Origin of the sequence: Planomonospora alba (genome assembly GCF_039534085.1) — a bacterium.
In the GTDB taxonomy this organism is placed as follows: domain Bacteria; phylum Actinomycetota; class Actinomycetes; order Streptosporangiales; family Streptosporangiaceae; genus Planomonospora_B; species Planomonospora_B alba.
In genome coordinates this window covers 137,372-157,625 of record NZ_BAAAUT010000009.1, presented here as the reverse complement: position 1 = coordinate 157,625, position 20,254 = coordinate 137,372, and the positions used below count along the sequence as shown (strand labels likewise).

Genomic DNA, 20,254 nt, shown 5'->3' with positions numbered 1-20,254 from the left:
GCACCGGCCCGTCCCCGCGCCCCCGGCGACCGGCCACCCGGGCCCGGGACCCGGCGAAGGCACGCCGGAGGCGGGACCAGGAAAAGACGCGGGAAAGGGATCCGGCGAAGAGCGCTGCGGGAGGGGGCAGGCCAGGTCACGGCAGGGGAGCAGCCCGCCCGGCCCGCCGTACGGGGATCCGGCCGGGCGACCGGGTCACTCGCCGGGGAAACGCACGCCGACCTGGGCGCGGACCTCGTCGAGGATGCCCATCACCTCGAGCGTCGAACTCCAGGGCACCAGCGGGCTCTCCAGCAGGCCCTCACGCAGGCAGCGCATGGCCTCGACCGCCTCGTGGTTCATGCCGTTGCCGTCGAAGGGCACCTGGAAGGTCTCCGGCTCGCCGTCGGTCCGGTAGAGGGTGAACGCCTCGGGCCGGAAGAACAGGTGCGGCAGCTCGATCCGGCCGAGCGGCCCGGAGACCGAGGCCGTGACCGGGCTGTGCGCGGTGATCCCGCAGGACAGCATCGCGACCGCGCCGTCGGGGTAGCCGAGCAGCATGCCGGTGTTCTCGTCCACGCCCTCCGGGGTCAGCCGGGCCCAGGACTGCACCTTCTCCGGGGCGCCGAGCACCATGTGGGCGAAGGAGACCGGGTAGACGCCCAGGTCGAGCAGGGCGCCGCCGCCCAGCGCCGGGTCGCGGAGCCGGTGGTCGGGGCCGACGGAGACGGAGATGCCGAAGTCGGCGTGGACGGTGTTGACCGGGCCGAGCACGCCCTCGCGGACCAGCTCGACGAGCTTGCGGATGGCGGGGTTGCAGCGCATCCACATGGCCTCCATGAGGAACAGGCCGCGCTCGCGGGCGAGGTCCACCAGCTCGGCGGCCCGGACCCGGTCGAGGGTGAACGGCTTCTCGCACAGCACGGCCTTGCCCGCGTTCAGGCAGGTCGTCACCGCGTCGTAGTGGGCGCTGTGCGGGGTGGCGACGTAGACGATGTCCACGTCGGGGTCGGCGGCCAGTTCGGCCCAGCTGCCGTGGGCGCGGGGGATGCCGTAGCGGTCGGCGAAGGCGCGGGCGCTCCCGGCCGAGCGGGAGCCGACGGCGACCACCTCTGCGTCCGGCAGCAGTTTCAGGTCCTCGGTGAAGGTCGCGGCGATGCCGCCGGTCGCCAGGATGCCCCACTTAATCGTGCTCATGGGGACATATCCCATCATGCCGAGAGGGCTGGTGGGAACGCTCCCACCAGCCGGGGGCAGGCCGTACCGGAGGACACCCCCGGCGGCGGGCGTCAGCCCCGGGTGTCGGCGAGCAGCGGCTCCAGCACCAGGTCCGGGTGGTCCCGCAGCACGCCCCGCATCCGCCACTCGTCGGTGAACAGCGCCAGCAGCGCCCCGTCGAGGGTGCGGGTGAAGACCTCCACCCCGCGCTGGCGGGCCAGGACCGGCGCCGAGTCGGCGTCGGTGAGCCGGGCGAGGCTGAAGTCGAGCCGGTCCAGCAGGATCTCGGTGTTGAACTCCCCCGCCAGCCGGTGCTTGACCACGTCGAACTGCATCGGGCCGACCGCCGCGAGCACCGGCGACTGGTCGCCGCGGATGTCGGAGCGGAGCACCTGGACGACGCCCTCGGCCTCCATCTGCTCGATGCCCTTGCGGAACTGCTTGGACCGGCTGGAGTCGCGCACCCGGGCGGCCCAGAAGTGCTCCGGCGCGAAGCTGGGGATCTTCGGGAACTCGACCGGCCTGCCGTCGTAGAGGGTGTCGCCCGGCCGCAGCGCGGTGGCGTTGACCAGTCCGATCACGTCTCCGGGGTAGGCCTCGTCGATCGTGGCGCGCTCCTGCCCGAAGACCGACTGGGCGTACTTGGTGGCGAAGGGGCGCCCGGTCGCGGCGTGGGTCAGCACCATGCCGCGCTCGAAGCGGCCGGAGCAGACCCGGACGAAGGCGATCCGGTCGCGGTGCGAGGGGTCCATGTTGGCCTGGACCTTGAAGACCAGGCCGGAGAAGGGCTCCTCGATCGGGCGCGGGTCGCCCTTGGCGTCGGGGCGGGGCGCGGGCGGCGGGGCGAGGTCCACCATGGCGTCCAGCAGGCGGCCGACGCCGAAGTTGGACAGGGCCGCGCCGAACAGCACCGGGGTCGTCTCGTGGGACTCGAACGCCTTCTGGTCGTGGTCGGAGCCGATCTCCGTGAGCAGGTCGGCCTCGTCCTTGGCCCGCTCCCAGTCCTCCCCGATCTCGGCGAGCGCCTGCTCGGGCGTGAGCTCGGTCTCGATGGCCTTGGTGGCGCCGCCCGGCGTGCGGGTGTAGCGCACGATCCGCCCGGCCAGGCGGTCGATGACCCCGTGGAAGAAGCCGCCGGTGCCGATCGGCCAGGTGACGGGGGTGGGCCGCAGGCCGGTCTTCTCCTCGATCTCGTCCAGCAGCTCCAGCGCCTCGCGGCCGGGCCGGTCCCACTTGTTGACGAACGTGACGACGGGGATGCGGCGGTGGCGGCAGACCTCGAAGAGCTTGAGGGTCTGCGGCTCCATGCCCTTGGCGGCGTCCAGCAGCATGACCGCGCAGTCGACGGCGGCCAGCACCCGGTAGGTGTCCTCGGAGAAGTCGGCGTGGCCGGGGGTGTCGACCAGGTTGAACATGTGCCCGCGGTACTCGAAGCGCAGCGCGGCCGAGGTGATGGAGATGCCGCGGGCCTTCTCGATGTCCATCCAGTCGGAGGTCACGCCGCGCCGGCCGGCCTTGCCGTGCACGGCGCCGGCCTCCATGATCGCCGAGGCGTGCAGCGCCAGCGCCTCGGTCATCGTCGACTTTCCGGCGTCGGGGTGGCTGATCACCGCGAACGTGCGGCGCCGCGCCGCCTCCTGCGCGATCGCGGTGGTCATCGTGCTCTCCTCGCCGTGCCATGGGGACGCGTGTCCGGGTACTGTCGGATGTCGGAACAGAGCTTACGCGCCGCCAGGTGCACCAACTGATACGACGACACTTCTCCCGGTCGCTTGCGCCACCCACGGCGCACGGTGGATCGTTGGAAGATCTCATGCCCGTACCGACCGTCCGAAAGCGACCCACCCGTGCGACTCGACGTTTCAGCAGTGGTGTGTAGATGATCATGCTCCGCTATGCGGCGGCTTCGGATGTCGGCCGGGTCCGCCAGGGCAACGAGGACTCCGCCTACGCGGGCCCCCGGTTGCTGGCCGTCGCCGACGGGATGGGCGGCCACGTGGGCGGGGAGGTCGCCAGCTCGGCGGCGGTCGCCGTGGTCGCCGCCCTCGACCACGAGCACCCCGCGGACCTGGCCGCCGCGGCGGAGGCCGGGGTCCGCCGGGCCAACCAGCGCCTGCGCGAGCTGGTCGCGCAGGATCCGAGCCTCACCGGGATGGGCACCACGCTGACCCTGATGCTCTGGGACGGGCTGCGCGTCGCCCTGGCCCACATCGGCGACTCCCGCGCCTATCTCCTCCGCGAGGGCGATCTCTACCAGATCACCTACGACCACACGCTGGTCCAGACGCTGATGGACGACGGGCGCATCACCGCCGAGGAGGCCGCCCGGCACCCGCACCGGTCGATCCTGCTCCAGGTCCTCGACGGCAACGAGAACATCGAGATCGACCTGTCCCTGCGGGACGCCGAGGTCGGCGACCGCTACCTGCTCTGCTCCGACGGCCTGTCCGGAGTGGTGGACGCCGACCGGCTCCGGCACGTGCTCGCCACGATCGACGACCTCGACACCGCGGCCCGCACGCTCGTCGAGCTCGCCTGCGACGGCGGCGGCCCGGACAACATCACCTGCGTGCTGGCCGACGTGGTGGACGAGCCGGGCCCGCCGCAGGACGCCCCGCTGATCGTCGGCGCGGCCTCGCCGTAGGCGCGCGGCCCCGCCGGGCGGACGCGGCGCCCCGCGAACGCACCGGGCCGTGACGCCACCGCGCGGGCCCGGCGTCCCGTGGCGGCCCGGCATCCCGCTACACGGCACAGCGCGCCGCGCGGGTGCTCGGGTCCCCCGACCCGTGACACACCGTGGCCGCGCGGAGCCTTGGCGGAGTCCCCGGCCGGGGTTATCGTCGGTTTCCCGCGCCTGTCTCCGGTCACGCTCCGCGAAGGGACGCCGCCGTGTACAAGGAATTCGCCCGAGAGGCCGTCGTCTGGCTCATCCCCGTCGTCATCCTGATCGGTCTCGCCTACCTGGTCACCAGCGCCTAGCGCCGGACGCGGCGCCCCGCGAGCGCACCGGGCCGTGACGCCACCGCGCGGGCCCGGCGTCCGGTGACACAGCGCAGGCGCGACGGCCGGACGCCGCGCGCCCGCGGGCGGCCGGGGCCCGGTCCGCCGGGCCTACCCGGCGGGTCCTCCCCGGGTCGTGCGCGGGCGGGTGAGCTCCGCGTGCAGGCGGGCCGCCTCCGCCGGGGTGACGAGCTCGCGCAGCGCGAGCCAGGCCGCCGCGCCCGCGCCGTCCCCCGCCACGGCGACCACCGCGTCCGGCTCGAGCAGCTCCCGTACGGCCCGCTGCACGGGACCCGCGCTCGTCAGCACGCTCCCGGCCAGCACCACGGGCGCGCCGCCGCCGGCGTGGACCTCCAGGGCCGTACGCACGAGTCTGCGCGCGGCCCGCCGTACGATGCCGAGCGCCGCGGGGTCGCCCTGCAGCGCCGCCCGGCCGACCAGCGGCGCCAGGGCCGCGAGCGCGAGAGGCGGCCGCGCCTGCACGGCCGCGGCGAGCCTGTCGACGACGTCCCCGCCGTCCCCCTCCGGGCCCTCCCGCCCGCCGTCCGCCAGGAGGTGACGGGTGACGAGCCGGGTCAGCGGGCCGGTGCGCCGGGGCGGGTGCGCGGGGTCCGCCGGCCGGTCGGCCCCCGGCCCCGCGCCCGCCCGGCCGGTCGCCTCGGCGAGTTCGCGTACGGCGGTGCGGGCGGCGGCCCGGCCGAGCCAGAACGCCGACCCCTCGTCGCCGAGCTGCCAGCCGAACCCGTCGGACAGGGCCACGGGCTCGTGGTCAATAATTTTCGCCGCTATCGCACCCGTGCCGGAGATCAGCACGGTACCCGAGGGAGAGGCGGAACCGGCCGCGAAGGCCACCGCGACGTCGCCCACGACCCGCGGGGCGCAGCGGAGCCCGGCGTCCGCGAACGCGCGCTCGAACGCCGCCCGGACGGCCGCCCGGCGCAGCAGGCCGGCTCCGGCCAGCCCGACGACGGCGGCCTCCACCCGTCCGGGGTCCATCCCGGCCAGGGCCTGCCGGACGGCGGCGGCCAGGTGCGCGAAGGCGTCCGCGGGGCCGAGCGCCATGGGGTTGCCGCCGCCGGCCAGGCCCCGCCCGACGACCGCGCCGCCGGGCGTGCTCACCAGCGCGCGTGACGACGTGCCCCCCGCGTCCACGCCGAGGATCAGGCTCATGTCAAAAATTATCTACCATGTACCTTGACAGCACCAGATGGTGAGCATAATTTTCATCACACGTGAGACGGAGGACGCCGTGGACCTACTGGGCCGGATCCGGGCCGAGCAGCCGGAGCTGCCCGAGGCGCTGCGCCGGGTGGCGGAGCTGATCCTCAGCAGCCCCGGAGAGGCCGCCAGGTCGACGATCATCGACCTGGCGGAGCGCAGCGGCACCTCGACCGCGACGGTCACCCGCTTCTGCCGGGCGCTGGGCTTCGGCGGCTACGCCGAGCTCAGGGTCGCGCTCGCCACCGAGCAGGGCCGGGCCGCCCAGCAGACGTGGGAGACCGACATCGGCCAGGAGATCCTGCCCGGCGACGGCCTGGAGCGGGTGCTCGGCGTGGTCTCCGGCAACGACATCCGGCTCATCCAGGAGACCGCGGCGCAGCTCGACCTCGCCACCGTCGAGAAGGCGGCCTCCGCGATCGCGCAGGCCGGACGGGTCCTGCTGTTCGGCGTGTCCAGCAGCGCGGCGGTGGCGAGCGAGATGGAGTACCGCCTCCAGCGCATCCGCATCCCCACCTGGAGCAGGTCCGACGCGCACAGCGCGCTCACCGACGCGGCGCTGCTCACCGAGGGCGACGTGGCCGTCGGCATCTCGCACAGCGGCAGGACCCGCGAGGTCATCGAGGTGCTCGCCGAGGCGGGCAGCCACGGGGCGGTCACGGTGGCCGTCACCTCGCACCCGAGGTCGCCGCTGGCCGAGGCGGCCGAGCTGGTGCTGACCACGGCCAGCAGGGAGACCACGTTCAGGAGCGACGGGTTCGCCGCGATCCACTCCCAGCTGCTCGTCCTCGACGTGGTCTACGTCTCGGTCGCGCAGCGCACCTACGAGCGCACCCGGCAGGCGTTCGACCTGACCGTCCGGGCCGTGACCGGCCACCGGCTTCCCGAAGGAGACGCGTGACGATCGACCCCCACCGCTACGCCGAGCACATCGCCGACCTGGTACGGACCATCCCCCACGACCAGGCCGCGCCCGTCAGGCGGGCCGCCGCCCTCGTCACGGCGGCCCTCGACGGGGGCGGCGTCATCCAGGCGTTCGGCTCCGGCCACTCCGAGGCGGTCGCCATGGAGATCGCCGGCCGGGCCGGCGGCCTGGTGCCCACCAACCGGCTCGCGCTGCGGGACATCGTCCTGTACGGCGGCGCCGACCCGGACGAGCTCCGCCGCTACGACCTGGAGCGCGACCCCTCCGTCGCGCGCCGCATCCTGGACGCCGCGCCCGTCGAGGCCCGCGACCTGTTCGTCGTCATCTCCAGCTCGGGCGTCAACGGCGTCGTCGTCGAGCTCGCCACCCTCGTCAAGGAGCGCGGTCACGACCTGATCGCGATCACCTCCCTCCAGCACAGCCTGGCGGTCTCCCCGAAGCACCCCTCGGGCCGCAGGCTGTGCGACCTGGCCGACGTCGTCCTCGACAACCGGGCCCCGTACGGCGACGCCGTGCTCCCGCTGCCCGGCGGAGGAGCCGTCGGAGCCGTCTCCACCATCACCTCCGCCCTGCTCGTCCAGCTCGTCGTCGCCGAGGCGGTGCGCGGGCTGCTCGCCGCGGGACGGGTGCCGCCGGTCTACCTGTCGGCGAACGTCCCCGAGGGGGACGCGCACAACCTGGCCCTGGAGGCCTGCTACGCCGGCCGGCTCCGCCGGGGCGCCTGACGCGCCCCGGGGGCACCCGGTCACGGGCCGCGTCCACCGGGGGACACGCGGTTCCGGCCGGCCACCGACGGCGGATCCCACCGCCGTGCCGCACGACCGCTCGGGGGTTCCGCAGAAGGAGATCACCTCATGCCCCGACGTTTCCTGAAGGTTCTGCTGGCCCTCGCCCTCCCGGTCTCCCTCGGCGGCGTCGCCCTGGCCGTACCGGCCTCCGCCGCCCAGTCGGTGCGCCTGCAGTACAGGACCAGTTCGACCGGCGCCACCACCGCGCAGGCCGAACCGTGGTTCAAGCTCGTCAACACCGGCAGCGCGCCCTTACCGCTCGACCAGGTGAAGATCCGCTACTACTTCCGGGGGGAGACGGCCTACCGCTTCGCCTGCTCGTGGGCCGTGGTCGGCTGCTCCACCGTGACGGGGCGCTTCGCCGGCCTCCCCTCCCCCGTGCCGACCGCCGACCGCTACCTGGAGGTCGGTTTCACCTCCGGGACCCTCGCGGCCGGCGCGGACACCGGCGACCTCCAGCTGCGCTTCCACCGCGCCGACTGGCAGAACTTCTCCCAGAGCGACGACTACTCCTTCGGCGCCCGGACCTCCTACGCCGACTGGGACAAGGTGGCGGTGTTCGTGGACGGGCGGCTCGCCTGGGGCGTCCCCGCCGCGGGCGGCGGCGACCCGTCGCAGAGCCCCTCCCCCACCCCGTCGGGCACCCCCGGGACCAGCCAGGGCACGCTCTTCGACGACTTCTCCTACACCGGCTCCTCCGATCCGCGGCTGGCCCAGCGCGGCTGGACGGTGCGCTCCAGCGCGGGCGGGCCCGGCGTGCCCGGCGCCGCCTGGTCGCCCTCCGCCGTGACCTTCCCCTCGGCGGGCGGCGGCCAGGTGCTCCAGCTGGCCTCCTCCACCGACGGCACCGCCTCGGGCACCGTCCACGCCGAGCTGTCGACGGCGAGCCGCAAGTTCTTCGAGGGCACCTACGCCGCCCGGGTGAGGTTCAGCGACGCCCCGGTCAGCGGGCCCGACGGCGAGCACGTCGTGCAGACCTTCTTCACCATCACCCCGCTGGCCCGCGACCTCGACCCCGACTACGGCGAGCTCGACTTCGAGTACCTCCCCAACGGCGGATGGGGCGAGCCGGGCAGCATCCTGTACACCACCAGCTGGGAGACCTACCGCAACGACCCGTGGCTGGCCGTCAACACCCACACCGAGGAGCGCGCGAGCTTCGCCGGCTGGCACGACCTGGTGATGCAGGTCTCCGGGGGCCGGATCAGGTACTACGTCGACGGCCGCCTGTTCGCCGACCACGGTGACATCTACTACCCCGAGACGCCGATGTGGCTGATGTTCAACCAGTGGTTCATCGACCTGCAGGGCGGCGGTGCTCCGCGCACCTACCACCAGCAGGTCGACTGGGTCTACCACAGCAAGGGCGAGGTCGTCCCGCCCGCCGAGGTGCTGGACAGGGTCGGCGCCTTCCGCGCCGCCTCCACCTCCTTCACCGACACCGTCCCCGCCCCCTGAGCCGCCGTGCGGCCCGGCGGATCCCCGTGGACCGGCGGGCCGCGCCCCCTCTTCCGAAAGAGGTCCACCATGAAGCAGCGCCTTCTCGCCGCGGCGGCCGCTCTCGCCCTGACCGCGGGGGCCGCCGCCTGCGGTTCCGGCGAGCCGTCCACCGGCGCCGGACCGACCGGACTCACCGTCTGGATCATGGACGGCAGCGTCACGGACGAGCTCGTCGAGCGGTTCGAGACCGACTACGAGGCCGCCCACCGGGACGTCGACCTCGACATCCGGATCCAGGCGTGGGACGGCATCGGCGAACGGGTCACCGCCGCGCTGGCCAGCACCGACCCGCCGGACGTGATCGAGGTCGGCAACACCCAGGTCGCGCAGTACGCCGCCGGCGGCGGGGTCAAGGACCTCACCGACAAGATCGCCGATCTGGGCGGCGGGGACTGGCTGCCCGGCCTGGCCCAGCCCGGCAACGTCGACGGCAGGCAGTACGGCATCCCCTGGTACGCGGCCAACCGCGTCGTCGTCTACAACAAGGACCTGTTCGCCAAGGCCGGGATCGACTCCCCGCCGAGGACCCGTGAGGAGTGGCTGGACGTCACCGCCGAGCTGAACAAGGGGGGCGACCAGGGCATCTACCTGACCGGGCAGACCTGGTACGTGCTGGCCGGGTTCGTCTGGGACGAGGGCGGCGACCTCGCGGTGCGGGACGGCGGGCGGTGGAAGGGCGCGCTCGACACGCCGCAGGCGCTGGCCGGGATGGACTTCTACAAGAGGCTCCAGGCGCTGGGCAGGGGGCCGAAGGACGCCGACGAGGCCAACCCGCCGCAGCACGAGGTCTTCGCCCGGGGCCGGGTGGCCCAGATGATCAGCGTGCCCGGCGCCGCCGCCCGGGTGCTGGAGGTCGAGCCCGGGATGGAGGGCAAGATGGGTTTCTTCCCGATCCCCGGCAAGACCCCCGGCAGGCCCGGGACGGTGTTCACCGGCGGGTCGGATCTGATCATCCCCGAGGCGTCCGCGCACCACGACGAGGCTTATGAGGTCCTCAAGGCGCTGACCGGCGAGAAGTTCCAGAGCGACCTGGCCAGGACGATGAGCTTCGTGCCGAACAAGACGTCGCTGGCGCACGTGCTCGGCTCGGACGAGGGCACCGCCGCGATGGCCGCGGGCGCCGCCCACGGCCGGGCCACCCCGAACACGCCCGACTGGGCCGCCGTGGAGGCCACGCAGGTCATCAAGCAGTACATGACCGCGGTGCTCACCGGCAAGGACCCCGCCGCCGAGGCCCGCAAGGTCTCCGAGGCGATCACCGCGACGCTCGGCGGCGGCTCCTGACCACCCGCGCCGCCCGGCGTGCGGCCGGGCGGCGCCGACCTCGCCGACATCGCCGACCTCGGAGGGAGGGCGCCGTGCCCGCCGCCACCCATGCCCCCGCCCCGGAAGCGGACTCCGGCCACCGGCACGCGGCGCCGCCCGCCGCCCGCCGCGCGGGCCGGCGGCTCTCGCGGGCGTGGCCGTACCTGCTGATCGCCCCGGCCGTCGCCGGAGGCGTGCTCCTGCTGCTCTACCCGCTGCTGCGGGCCGCCCTGATCTCCGTCCAGCACTTCAGGATGCGCGAGCTGATCCGGGGCGGCGCGGCCTTCGTCGGCCTGGACAACTACCGGGAGCTGACGGCCGCCGCCGAGTTCTGGGCCGTGGTGCTGCGCACCTTCGCGTGGACCGCGGTCAACGTGGTGCTCATCGTGGGCCTGTCGACCGGCGTCGCCCTCATGCTCCTGCGGCTGGGCCGCCGCATGCGCACGGCCCTGATGAGCGTGCTCGCGCTCGTGTGGGCCACGCCGGTCATCGCCGCCACCACGGTCTTCCAGTGGTTGTTCCAGTCGGAGCTCGGCGTCGTCAACCGGCTCCTCGCCGGGCTCGGGCTCGACTCCTTCCAGGGCTACTCCTGGTTCGCGAACGGCACGGCCATGTTCGGCGTGCTGGTCGCCCTGGTGGTGTGGCAGTCCGTGCCGTTCGCCGCGCTCACCCTCTACGCGGGCCTGACCACCGTGCCCGTCGAGCTCTACGAGTCGGCCAGGCTCGACGGCGCGGGCGGGTGGCAGGTCTTCCGGCGGATCACCTTCCCGCTCCTGCGCCCGATGTTCGCCCTGATCACCGCCCTGGAGGTGATCTGGGTCTTCAAGTGCTTCCCGCAGATCTGGGTGCTCAGCCAGGGCGGTCCCGACGGCGCGACGACCACGCTGCCCGTCTACGCGTTCAAGATCGCCCGGACGCTGCACCGCTACGACCTCGGCTCGGCCGTGGCCATGGTCACCGTCGTCGTCCTCGCCGCCGCCCTGGTCGGGAACCTGCGGCGGATGCTCGCGCAGGAAGGAGCCGAGACGTGAGACCGCGCCGGATCGCGCTGAACGCCGCCGCCCTCGCCGTCCTCACGGTGATGATCTTCCCGGTCTACTGGATGGTCGTCACCGCGTTCAAGCCGACCGCCGACATCCAGTCGGAGACGCCCGCGCTGTGGCCCGCCCGCCCGACGGTCGAGCACTTCGCCACCGCGATCGGCGCCGAGGGGTTCTGGACCTTCTGGCGCAACAGCCTGCTCGTCACCGGCGCCGCCGTGCTGGCCGCGCTCGTCGTCTCGCTCCTGGCCGCCTTCGCGGTCGCGCGGATGCGCTGGAGGGGGAGGGGGGCGTTCATCGTGGCGGTCTTCGCCGCGCAGATGGCTCCCTGGGAGGCGCTGCTCGTCCCGGTGTTCGTCATCGCCCGCGACAGCGGCCTGCTGGACTCCCTCGCCATGCTGACCGGCGTGTACTTCATGATCACGCTGCCGTTCACGATCGTGACCCTCCGCGGTTTCCTGGCGGCCGTCCCGGCCGAGATCGAGGAGGCGGCGCTGGTCGACGGCTGCACCCGGCCGGCGGCCTTCCGCAGGGTGGTCTTCCCGCTCCTCGCACCCGGCCTGATGGCGACCTCGCTGTTCGGGTTCATCACCGCCTGGAACGAGTTCGCCTTCGTCAACGTCCTGATCATCAAGGACCAGGGCAAGCGGACGCTTCCGGTCTGGCTGTCGTCGTTCCGCGACGTGTTCGGCGCCGACTGGGGGGCCACCATGGCGGCGGCCACGCTGTTCGCCCTGCCCGTCCTGGTGCTCTTCCTGTTCCTGCAGCGCAGGGTGGGCGTGGGCATGGCCGCCGGAGCGGTGAAGGGGTGAGCGCCCGCCCCGGGCCGCGGCACGGGGCCGGTCTCCCGCCCCGGGCGGATCAGGAGGTCCGCGCCCCGCCCCGGCCACCAGGGGTTCATAACCTCATAAATCCCAAGAAGTTTGAAATTCCGGGAACTATCCCCTTTACCCGTTCTTTAAGGAGATATAGTCAGGCGCACGCGTTCGGGGGGACGCGGCGACGGGGTTGCCAGCAGGGGGATCTTCTTCATCCATGGGTCGGTTGGAACGGTTCATCGAGGCCGCACTCTCCTTTCCCACCGTCCTGTTCAGCTTCCTGCTGGTCGTGGTGACCGGCTACTGGATCCTCTCCCTCCTCCTCGGAGCCGTCCTGGACGGCGACGCGGCGGGTGACGGGGCCGAGGGCGCCGAGCCCGGCGGCCTCGCCGGCCTCCTGGCGGGCCTGGGCCTGCGCGGGGTGCCGGTCTCCGTGTCCGTCTCCCTGCTGGTGGCCATCGCCTGGTTCACCAGCCTCGCCGGATCCGTCCTGGTCACCGGCACCCCCGCCCTCGCGGGCACCCCCGCACCGGCCGCCGTGCCCGTCGCGGCGCTCGCCTGCGCGTGGCTCGGCACCCGCCTGCTGACGGCGCCGCTGCGGCGCGCCGTACCGAAGGAGCGCGTCCCCTCCCGCGCCGACTTCGTGGGCCGCACCTGCGTCATCCGTACCGGCCGGGTGGGAAGGGACTTCGGCCAGGCCGAGGTCACCGCTCCCGACGGCTCCTCCGCTCTCGTGCAAGTCAGGCAGACCGGCGACGACGTCTTCGGCGCCGGCAGCACCGCCCTGATCTTCGCCTACGACCCCGACGGCGAGTTCTTCTGGGTGATGCCGTACGACGCGGAACTCGACCCCGACCGCCCCATCTAACCGAGGGAACCATGGACGTCATCTCCACCGGCTTCGGCGTGCTCCTGGCCGTCGTCCTGCTCGTCGTCATCGGCCTCGCATTCATGATCACACGCCTGTTCCACAAGGTGGAGCAGGGCAAGGCGCTCATCGTCTCCAAGGTGAACAAGGTCGACGTCACCTTCACCGGAGCCGTCGTGCTGCCCGTCGTCCACAAGGCGGAGTTCATGGACATCTCGGTGAAGACCATCGAGATCGAGCGCTCCGGCAACGAGGGCCTGATCTGCCGGGACAACATCCGCGCCGACATCAAGATCACCTTCTTCGTGCGGGTGAACAAGACCGTCGAGGACGTGGTGAAGGTCGCCCAGGCCATCGGCACCGCCCGCGCCAGCCACCAGGAGACGCTGCAGGAGCTGTTCAACGCCAAGTTCTCCGAGGCGCTGAAGACCGTCGGCAAGCAGCTCGACTTCGTCGACCTCTACACCCAGCGCGACCACTTCCGCGACCAGATCATCCAGGTCATCGGCACCGACCTGAACGGCTACAGCCTTGAGGACGCGGCGATCGACTACCTGGAGCAGACGCCGCTGAGCAAGCTCGACCCGGCCAACATCCTCGACGCGCAGGGCATCCGCAAGATCACCGAACTGACCGCGATCGAGCACGTGCGGACCAACGAGTACCAGCGCCACGAGGAGAAGGAGATCACCCGCCAGAACGTGGACGCGCGGGAGGCCATCCTGGAGCTGGAGCGCCGCCAGGCCGACGCGGAGATCAAGCAGAAGCGCGAGGTCGAGACCATGCGCGCCCGCGAGGAGGCCGAGATCGCCCGGGTCCGGGCCGAGGAGCGGCTCAAGGCCAGCACCGCGGACCTGCGCACCGAGGAGCAGCTCGGCATCCAGCGGGAGAACCAGGCCCGGGAGATCGAGGTGGCGGCCAAGAACCGCGAGCGGGTCATCGCCATCGAGACCGAGCGGATCGAGAAGGACCGCATGCTGGAGGTCATCGCCCGCGAACGCGAGACCGAGCTGTCCCGCATCGCCAAGGACAAGGAGGTCGAGGGCGAGAAGCGCTCGATCGCCGAGGTGGTCCGCGAGCGCGTCGCGGTGGAGAAGACGGTCGCCGAGCAGGAGGAGAACATCAAGCGCCTGCGGGTGGTCGAGGAGGCCGAGCGGACCCGCCAGGCCGTGATCATCCAGGCCGAGGCCGAGGCGCAGGAGAAGCTGGTCAAGGACATCAAGGCCGCCGAGGCGGCCGAGGCGGCGTCCAAGCACAAGGCCCGCGAGGCCCTGGTGCTGGCCGAGGCGCGCCAGCAGGCCGCCGAGCTCGACGCCCGCGCCAAGATCCGCCTGGCCGAGGGCGTCCAGGCCGAGGCCGCCGCGACCGGCCTGGCCGAGGTGCAGGTCGCCGAGCGCAACGCCGCCGCGATCGAGAAGGTCGGCCGGGCCGAGGCCGTGGTCGAGCGGGAGAAGGCGCTGGCCGCCGCCGAGGGCGAGCAGGCCAAGGCGCTGGCCGTCGCCGCCGCCGTGCGCGAGAAGCTCAAGGCGGAGGCCGAGGGCGAGCAGGCCAAGGCGCTGGCCGAGGCCGCGCGGGTCGGCGAGACGCTCAAGGCCGAGGCCGAGGGCCTGACCGAGAAGGCGGCGGCGCTGGCCGCGATGGACGAGGCGAGCCGGGGCCACGAGGAGTACCGCCTGCGGCTGGAGGCGGAGAAGGAGATCCGGCTGGCCGGCGTCACCTCCCAGGTCAAGGTCGCCGAGGCGCAGGCCGTGGTGCTCGCCGCGGGCCTGGAGAAGGCCGACATCGACATCGTCGGCGGCGACAGCGTGTTCTTCGACAAGCTGGTCGGCGCGGTCGCCATGGGCAAGAGCGTGGACGGCTTCGTGGAGCACTCCGGTGTGGCCCGCACGCTCGCCGGGCCGTACCTCGACGGGTCGCAGAGCCTGCCCGCCGACCTGACCCGGATCCTCGGCTCGCTGGGCAGCTCCGACGTGCGGGACCTGTCGCTGTCGGCGCTGCTGGTCAAGCTGATGGGCGAGGGCGGCCCCGAGGGGACCCGGCTGCGCGAGCTGCTCGCCGCCGGGAACGGCGGGAGCGCCGCCTCCACGACCACGGCCGCCGCGGTGCCGGTGACGCCCACCGCCACGGTGGCGGCCGTCGCGGCCCCGGACGCGCCGGCGGCCGTCGCCACGGCGGACGTGCCGGTGACCGTCGCGGTCACGGAGGCGCCGCCGACGGGTAACGGCTCCGCCGCCGCCGACACCGGCCGGGAGTGACACCGGACGTGAGTGTCACCGACACCCCCGAGGCCCTCGCCGACCCGCAGGGCACGACGGACCGGGAGCTGGACGCGGGCACCTACGAGGTGCTCCGCGCCCGGCTCGCCGAGCAGGCCGCGGAGCTGGCCCGGCGGGCCGAGGAGCTCAACGCCCGGCGCCTGGACGTCTTCGGCGGGACCGAGCTCCGCCTGATCGGGACCGAGCGGATCCGCACCGAGAACAACTGCGTGCCCCGCGACATCGTCTCGATCGGCGACCTGATGCTCTTCGGCTACAACGTCTTCATCGGGCTGAAGCCGGAGACCACCGTCGCCGACGTCTTCTCCGTGCACCGCTTCAGCCGGGACGGGGACACCGTCCGATTCGACACCGATTCCGACCCCGAGCCGCTCCTCCGCCACCCGCGGTTCGAGCGGGACTTCGCCGAGCTCTACCGGTACTACCGCCATACCCGGCTGCTCCAGCTGCGCCGCGTGGAGGGCAAGCTGCTGGCCGTCTTCCAGACCGGCCCGAACGACATCCGGGTGCTGCGCTGGCAGGTCGGCGCGGACGGCTCGCTCGACTACATCGACGACCGGGGCGAGCGCGACCACGTCTTCCCCGCCTCGCACGACTTCGAGTGGACCGCCGCCACCCGCGACGACCACGTGCTCGGACGGCACCCGCACATCTCGATCCAGGGCGAGGTGTTCGTCGAGACCGTCGGCGGCGACCTCACCATCAAGATCGAGGACAACACGGAGACCGGCGAGGGGATCTACCACGAACCGGTCGCCGAGCCGCTGCAGAGCCTCGCCGACGCCGACGTGCAGCACGCCAGGATCGGCCCGCTGATCCTGCTGCGCATCCGGCCCTACAACGAGACCTCCTGGCGGCACCTGGTCTTCAACACCCGGACCAGGGACGTCGTACGGCTGGACGGCATCGGCCAGGCATGCCGGCGGCTCCCGGAGGACCAGGGCATCATCTTCCCGGGCGGCTACTACCTGTCCACCGGGGTGAGCAAGACCTTCGACACCGACGTCACCGACCTGGAGTTCGAGCGGGTCATCCGCTCGGCCAACGGCGAGGACGTGCTCTACGTGTTCTACGCCCGGGCCGAGGGCCGCTCGCTGCTGCTGCCGTACAACGTGATCCGCAAGCAGGTGGCGACGCCGATCCCCTGCCACGGCTACTCGCTGTTCGACGACGGCACGCTGGTGGTGTTCCGGGCGGTCTCGGAGGAGCCCACCCGGGTGCACCCGATGCAGGTGTGGCAGACGCCGTTCACCTCCGACGTCTACGCCGCCGCCCAGCCGGTCGGGACCGGGCCGCTGGAGCGGATCGGCAACGCCGAACTGGTGCGCGGCGTCTCCGACTGCCTGTCGGTGGCCCGCATGGTCGAGGAGATGGCGCCCTCGCAGGCGGTGTTCGAGGCGCTGATCGCGGCCTGCGTACGGGTCTTCGACCACTACCACTGGCTGGCCGACCCCGGCCTGCCCGCAGACCTGCGCGTCCCTCTGGCCGACCTGCGGGCCACCGCCGAGCAGGTGCTGGACGAGTTCGAGAAGGTCCGCGTCCTCACCGAGCAGGCCGCCGCGGCGGTGGAGGAGGCCGCCGGGCAGGTCGCCTCCCTCCTGCGCCGGGCCCGCGGGGAGGCGGCCCGCTCGGCCGCCGAGTGGGTCACCCGGCTGGACGGGCTCCGCCGGGCGCAGGGGCACCTGGTGACCCTGCGCGAGCTGCGCCACGTCGACACCGGCCGGATCGACCTGCTGGACGCCGAGCTGCGGGACGGGCTCGACGAGACGGCGCGGCGCGCGGTCTCCTTCCTGGCGGGCGAGGACGCCTTCACCGACTACCGCTCCGAGGTCGGGCGCCTGGCCGCGCAGGCCGCGGAGATCGCCTCCACGGCCGAGGCGGAGCCCGTCGACGAGCGGCTGACCGCGCAGGCCCGGGGCCTGGAGGTCGTGGTCGAGGTGGTCGGCACGCTCGACATCGCCGACGCCGGGGTCCGCACCGCCATCCTGGAGCGGGTCGGCGAGGTGCTCGGCGAGGTCAACCGGGCGCGGGCGACCCTGCGGGCGCGCCGGCGCGAGCTGCTGGCGAGCGAGGGCCGGGCCGCCTTCGCCGCCGAGTTCGCCCTGCTGGGGCAGGCGATCGCCGGGGCCCTGGCGACGGCCGACACCCCCGACCGGTGCGACGAGCAGCTCGGCCGGCTGATGCTGCGGCTGGAGGACCTGGAGTCGCGCTTCACCGAGTTCGACGACTTCCTGGCGCAGCTGGCGGCCAAGCGGGAGGACGTCTACGAGGCGTTCTCCTCCCGGCGGCAGGCCCTGCTGGACGAGCGGGCCCGCCGGGCCGACCGGCTGGCCGGATCGGCGGACCGGATCCTGGCGAGCGTGCGGCGGCGCGCGGCCTCGCTCGACTCGGCCGACGAGGTCAACACCTACTTCGCCTCCGACCCGATGGTGCGCAAGCTGCACGCGGTCGCCGCCGAGCTGCGCGAGCTGGGCGAGGCGGTCCGCGCCGAGGAGCTGGAGGGCCGCGTCAAGGCGGCCCGGCAGGAGGCGGGGCGGGCGCTGCGCGACCGGCTCGACCTGTACGCCGACGGCGGCGAGACCATCCGGCTGGGCCGGCACCGGTTCGCGGTCAACACCCAGGAGGCGGACCTGACGCTGGTCCCGCACGGCGAGGAGATGGCCTTCGCCGTCACCGGGACCGACTACCGCGCCCCCGTCGGCGACCCCGCGTTCGCCGCGACCCGGCCGTTCTGGTCGCAGCTGCTGGTCTCGGAGTCGCCGGAGGTCTACCGGGGCGAGCACCTGGCCGCCGTGATCCTGGCCGCGGCCGAGGCGGGCGCGCCGCTGCCGGGGGACGACGGCCAGGTGCTCTCGCTCGACGCGCTGCACGAGGCGGCGGTGGCCGACGGGGAGCTGCTGCGGATCGTCCGCCGGGTCGCGGAGAGCCGCTACGACGAGGGCTACGAGCGGGGCGTGCACGACCACGACGCCGCGGTGATCCTGGACGTGCTGCTCCGGCTGCACGCCGGTGCCGGGCTGCTCCGCTATCCCCCGGCCGCGCGGGCGGCCGCCCAGTTCTTCTGGGCCTTCGGGACGGACGAGGCCGGGCGCGCCGCCTGGAGCACGCGGGTGGTCTCGCTGGCCCGGGCGCGGGCCCGGTTCGGGCACGTGGCGGCGGTGGAGGAGACCCGCCGCGCCCTCGGCTCCGCCGTCGCGGCCTTCCTGGCCGACCTGGACGGCCCGGCCGTACCGGGCGGCGCGCCCCGCCCGGACGCCGGAGCCGGGGCGGGCGGCGCGGCCGTACCGGACGGCGGGGCGGACCCGGCCGGGCCCGGCGGTGCGGACGGTACGGGCGGTGCCGGTCCGTCCGGCGGGGACGGCTGGAACGCCGGGGACCGCGAGGAGGTCGCCGAGCTGGCCGGGGAGTATCTCTTCGAGGAGCTGGCGGGCTCCCCCGCCGGGTTCGTGACCGGCGCCGGCGCCCGGAGGTTGCTGGAGCGCTTCGACCGGGCGCTGGGCGCCTCCCGCGCCGAGTTCGCCGCCTACCTGCGCGCCCTCTCCGGCGACCTGCGCGGCCGCAGGCGGCTGGCCGAGGCGTGGCTGGGCGCCTTCGCCGGGGCCGCCGCCGCGGATCCCCCGGGGGGCTCCGCCGCGGACCTCGCCGAGGCCTCCGCACCGGGCCGCGGGCACGTCCCCGACTCCGCACCGGGGCGCGGGCACGTCCCCGAGCTGCCCGAGGCGGTCGCCGTACTGCTCTGCGAGGAGCTGCCCCGCCACGACTCGTCGGCGGCGCTGGAGGCGACCGCCGAGGGGCTGCTCGGCGCGCACCCGCGCGTCACCGGGCGGAGCCTGACGGTGCGCCTGGACGAGTTCCTCGCCCGGACCCGGTGGTTCCGGACCCGCAGGGCGCCCGCCTACCGGGACTACCTGCGGCGCCGCAACGAGCTGGTCGCCGCCGAGCGCGCCCGCCTGCGCCTGGAGGAGTACCGGCCGAAGGTGATGAGCTCCTTCGTCCGCAACCAGTTGCTCGACGAGGTCTACCTGCCGCTCATCGGCGACAACCTGGCCAAGCAGCTGGGCGCGAGCGGCGACGCCAAGCGGACCGACCAGATGGGCCTGCTGCTGCTCATCTCTCCGCCCGGCTACGGCAAGACCACCCTGATGGAGTACGTCGCCAGCCGTCTGGGCCTGGTCTTCGTGAAGGTCAACGGCCCGGCGCTGGGCCACCGGGTCACCTCGGTGGACCCGGCCGAGGCTCCCGACGCGACCTCGCGCCAGGAGGTCGAGAAGATCAACTTTGCGCTGGAGATGGGCAACAACGTCCTGCTCTACCTCGACGACATCCAGCACACCTCCCCCGAGCTGCTGCAGAAGTTCATCTCGCTGTGCGACGGCCAGCGCCGCATGGAGGGGGTCTGGAACGGCCGCAGCCGCACCTACGACCTGCGCGGCAAGCGCTTCGCGGTCTGCATGGCGGGCAATCCGTACACCGAGTCGGGCGCCCGGTTCCGCATCCCCGACATGCTCGCCAACCGCGCCGACGTCTGGAACCTCGGCGACGTGCTGTCGGGCCGGGAGGAGGTGTTCGCGCTCAGCTACGTCGACAACGCGCTGACCTCCAACCCCGTCCTGGCGCCGCTGTCGGCCCGCGAGCGCGAGGACGTCCGCCTGCTGGTACGGCTGGCGCAGGGCGACCCGGCCGTCCGCGCCGACCGGCTGGCCCACCCCTACTCCCCGGTCGAGCTGGAGCAGATCCTCGCGGTCCTGCGCAAGCTGCTGCACGTCCAGCGGGTGGTGCTGGCCGTCAACCAGGCCTACATCGCCTCGGCCGCGCAGTCCGACGCCGCGCGGACCGAACCGCCGTTCCGGCTCCAGGGGTCCTACCGGAACATGACCGGGCTGGCGGCGCGGATCTCCCCGGTGATGAACGACGCCGAGCTGGAGGCCGTCATCGACGACCACTATCTCGGCGAGGCGCAGACCCTCACCTCCGGAGCCGAGGCCAACCTCCTGAAGCTGGCCGAGATCAGGGGGCGGCTCACCCCCGCGCAGGCCGCGCGGTGGGCCGAGGTGAAGGCGGCCTACGTGCGCTCGCAGGCGCTGGGCGGCGCCGAGGACGATCCGGTGACCCGGGCCGTCGGCGCGGTCGGGCTGCTCGCCGACCGGGTCGGAACCGCCATCGACCGGGCCGCCGACCGGCTCGCCCCGGGGGTGTGAGGACCGGGCCGGTGCGGACCGCGGTCCGCACCGGCCCGGAGCCGCGCGGACCGCGGGCACGGGGTCACGGGTCTCAGGCACGCGGCCCGGGGGCGCGCGGCCCGGGGGCGCGCGGCCCGGG

The 20,254-nt window shown here is 73.6% G+C and carries 13 protein-coding genes; 10 read left to right on the top strand and 3 right to left on the bottom strand.

All coding sequences use genetic code 11. From position 1 onward, the window contains the following. Nucleotides 1-195 precede the first annotated feature (195 nt). Both ABD823_RS07675 and ABD823_RS07670 read right to left on the bottom strand, forming a co-directional pair. On the bottom strand, nucleotides 196-1,176 hold the full coding sequence (locus ABD823_RS07675) for a Gfo/Idh/MocA family protein (RefSeq protein WP_344857284.1): 981 nt from the start codon (nucleotides 1,174-1,176) through the stop codon (nucleotides 196-198). Between the two features lie 92 nt (nucleotides 1,177-1,268). Continuing rightward, entirely contained in the window at nucleotides 1,269-2,855 is a 1,587-nt protein-coding gene (locus ABD823_RS07670; RefSeq protein WP_344857283.1) for a peptide chain release factor 3, read from the bottom strand. A gap of 221 nt (nucleotides 2,856-3,076) precedes the next feature. Here ABD823_RS07670 and ABD823_RS07665 point away from each other — a divergent pair, with 221 nt between their 5' ends. Continuing rightward, nucleotides 3,077-3,841: a PP2C family protein-serine/threonine phosphatase gene (locus ABD823_RS07665; protein ID WP_344857281.1), complete on the top strand. Its 765-nt coding sequence runs from the start codon at nucleotides 3,077-3,079 to the stop codon at nucleotides 3,839-3,841. Nucleotides 3,842-4,308: 467 nt separating this feature from the next. Here ABD823_RS07665 and ABD823_RS07660 read toward each other — a convergent pair whose 3' ends face one another. Then, on the bottom strand, nucleotides 4,309-5,367 hold the full coding sequence (locus ABD823_RS07660; RefSeq protein WP_344857279.1) for an N-acetylglucosamine kinase: 1,059 nt from the start codon (nucleotides 5,365-5,367) through the stop codon (nucleotides 4,309-4,311). Between the two features lie 79 nt (nucleotides 5,368-5,446). On the opposite strand from ABD823_RS07660, the gene ABD823_RS07655 reads away from it, so the two are divergent. The 9 genes from ABD823_RS07655 (at nucleotide 5,447) to ABD823_RS07615 (ending at nucleotide 20,133) form a co-directional block, all read left to right on the top strand. Beyond that, on the top strand, nucleotides 5,447-6,316 hold the full coding sequence (locus tag ABD823_RS07655; RefSeq protein ID WP_344857276.1) for a MurR/RpiR family transcriptional regulator: 870 nt from the start codon (nucleotides 5,447-5,449) through the stop codon (nucleotides 6,314-6,316). Then, nucleotides 6,313-7,065 (top strand): sugar isomerase domain-containing protein, encoded by a 753-nt coding sequence (locus tag ABD823_RS07650; protein WP_344857274.1) that lies wholly within the window; start codon nucleotides 6,313-6,315, stop codon nucleotides 7,063-7,065. Before ABD823_RS07655 ends, ABD823_RS07650 begins: the two co-directional genes overlap by 4 nt. Nucleotides 7,066-7,194: 129 nt before the next feature. Beyond that, on the top strand, nucleotides 7,195-8,586 hold the full coding sequence (locus tag ABD823_RS07645; protein WP_344857273.1) for a cellulose binding domain-containing protein: 1,392 nt from the start codon (nucleotides 7,195-7,197) through the stop codon (nucleotides 8,584-8,586). A 69-nt stretch (nucleotides 8,587-8,655) separates the two neighbouring features. After that, nucleotides 8,656-9,912 (top strand): extracellular solute-binding protein, encoded by a 1,257-nt coding sequence (locus ABD823_RS07640; protein ID WP_344857271.1) that lies wholly within the window; start codon nucleotides 8,656-8,658, stop codon nucleotides 9,910-9,912. A 74-nt stretch (nucleotides 9,913-9,986) separates the two neighbouring features. Next, nucleotides 9,987-10,964, top strand: coding sequence for a carbohydrate ABC transporter permease (locus ABD823_RS07635; RefSeq protein ID WP_344857269.1), 978 nt, complete (start codon nucleotides 9,987-9,989; stop codon nucleotides 10,962-10,964). Further along, a complete protein-coding gene (locus ABD823_RS07630) occupies nucleotides 10,961-11,785 on the top strand; it encodes a carbohydrate ABC transporter permease (protein WP_344857267.1) in 825 nt (274 codons plus the stop codon). Before ABD823_RS07635 ends, ABD823_RS07630 begins: the two co-directional genes overlap by 4 nt. Nucleotides 11,786-12,008: 223 nt before the next feature. After that, nucleotides 12,009-12,659 carry a hypothetical protein gene (locus ABD823_RS07625; protein ID WP_344857266.1) on the top strand — a complete coding sequence of 217 codons (651 nt, stop codon included), beginning with the start codon at nucleotides 12,009-12,011 and terminating at the stop codon, nucleotides 12,657-12,659. Nucleotides 12,660-12,670: 11 nt separating this feature from the next. Beyond that, the gene (locus ABD823_RS07620; protein WP_344857264.1) at nucleotides 12,671-14,914 is read left to right on the top strand and encodes a flotillin family protein; all 2,244 of its coding nucleotides are present in this window, start codon (nucleotides 12,671-12,673) and stop codon (nucleotides 14,912-14,914) included. Between the two features lie 8 nt (nucleotides 14,915-14,922). Then, entirely contained in the window at nucleotides 14,923-20,133 is a 5,211-nt protein-coding gene (locus ABD823_RS07615; RefSeq protein ID WP_344857262.1) for a DNA repair ATPase, read from the top strand. The last annotated feature ends 121 nt before the right edge of the window (nucleotides 20,134-20,254 follow it).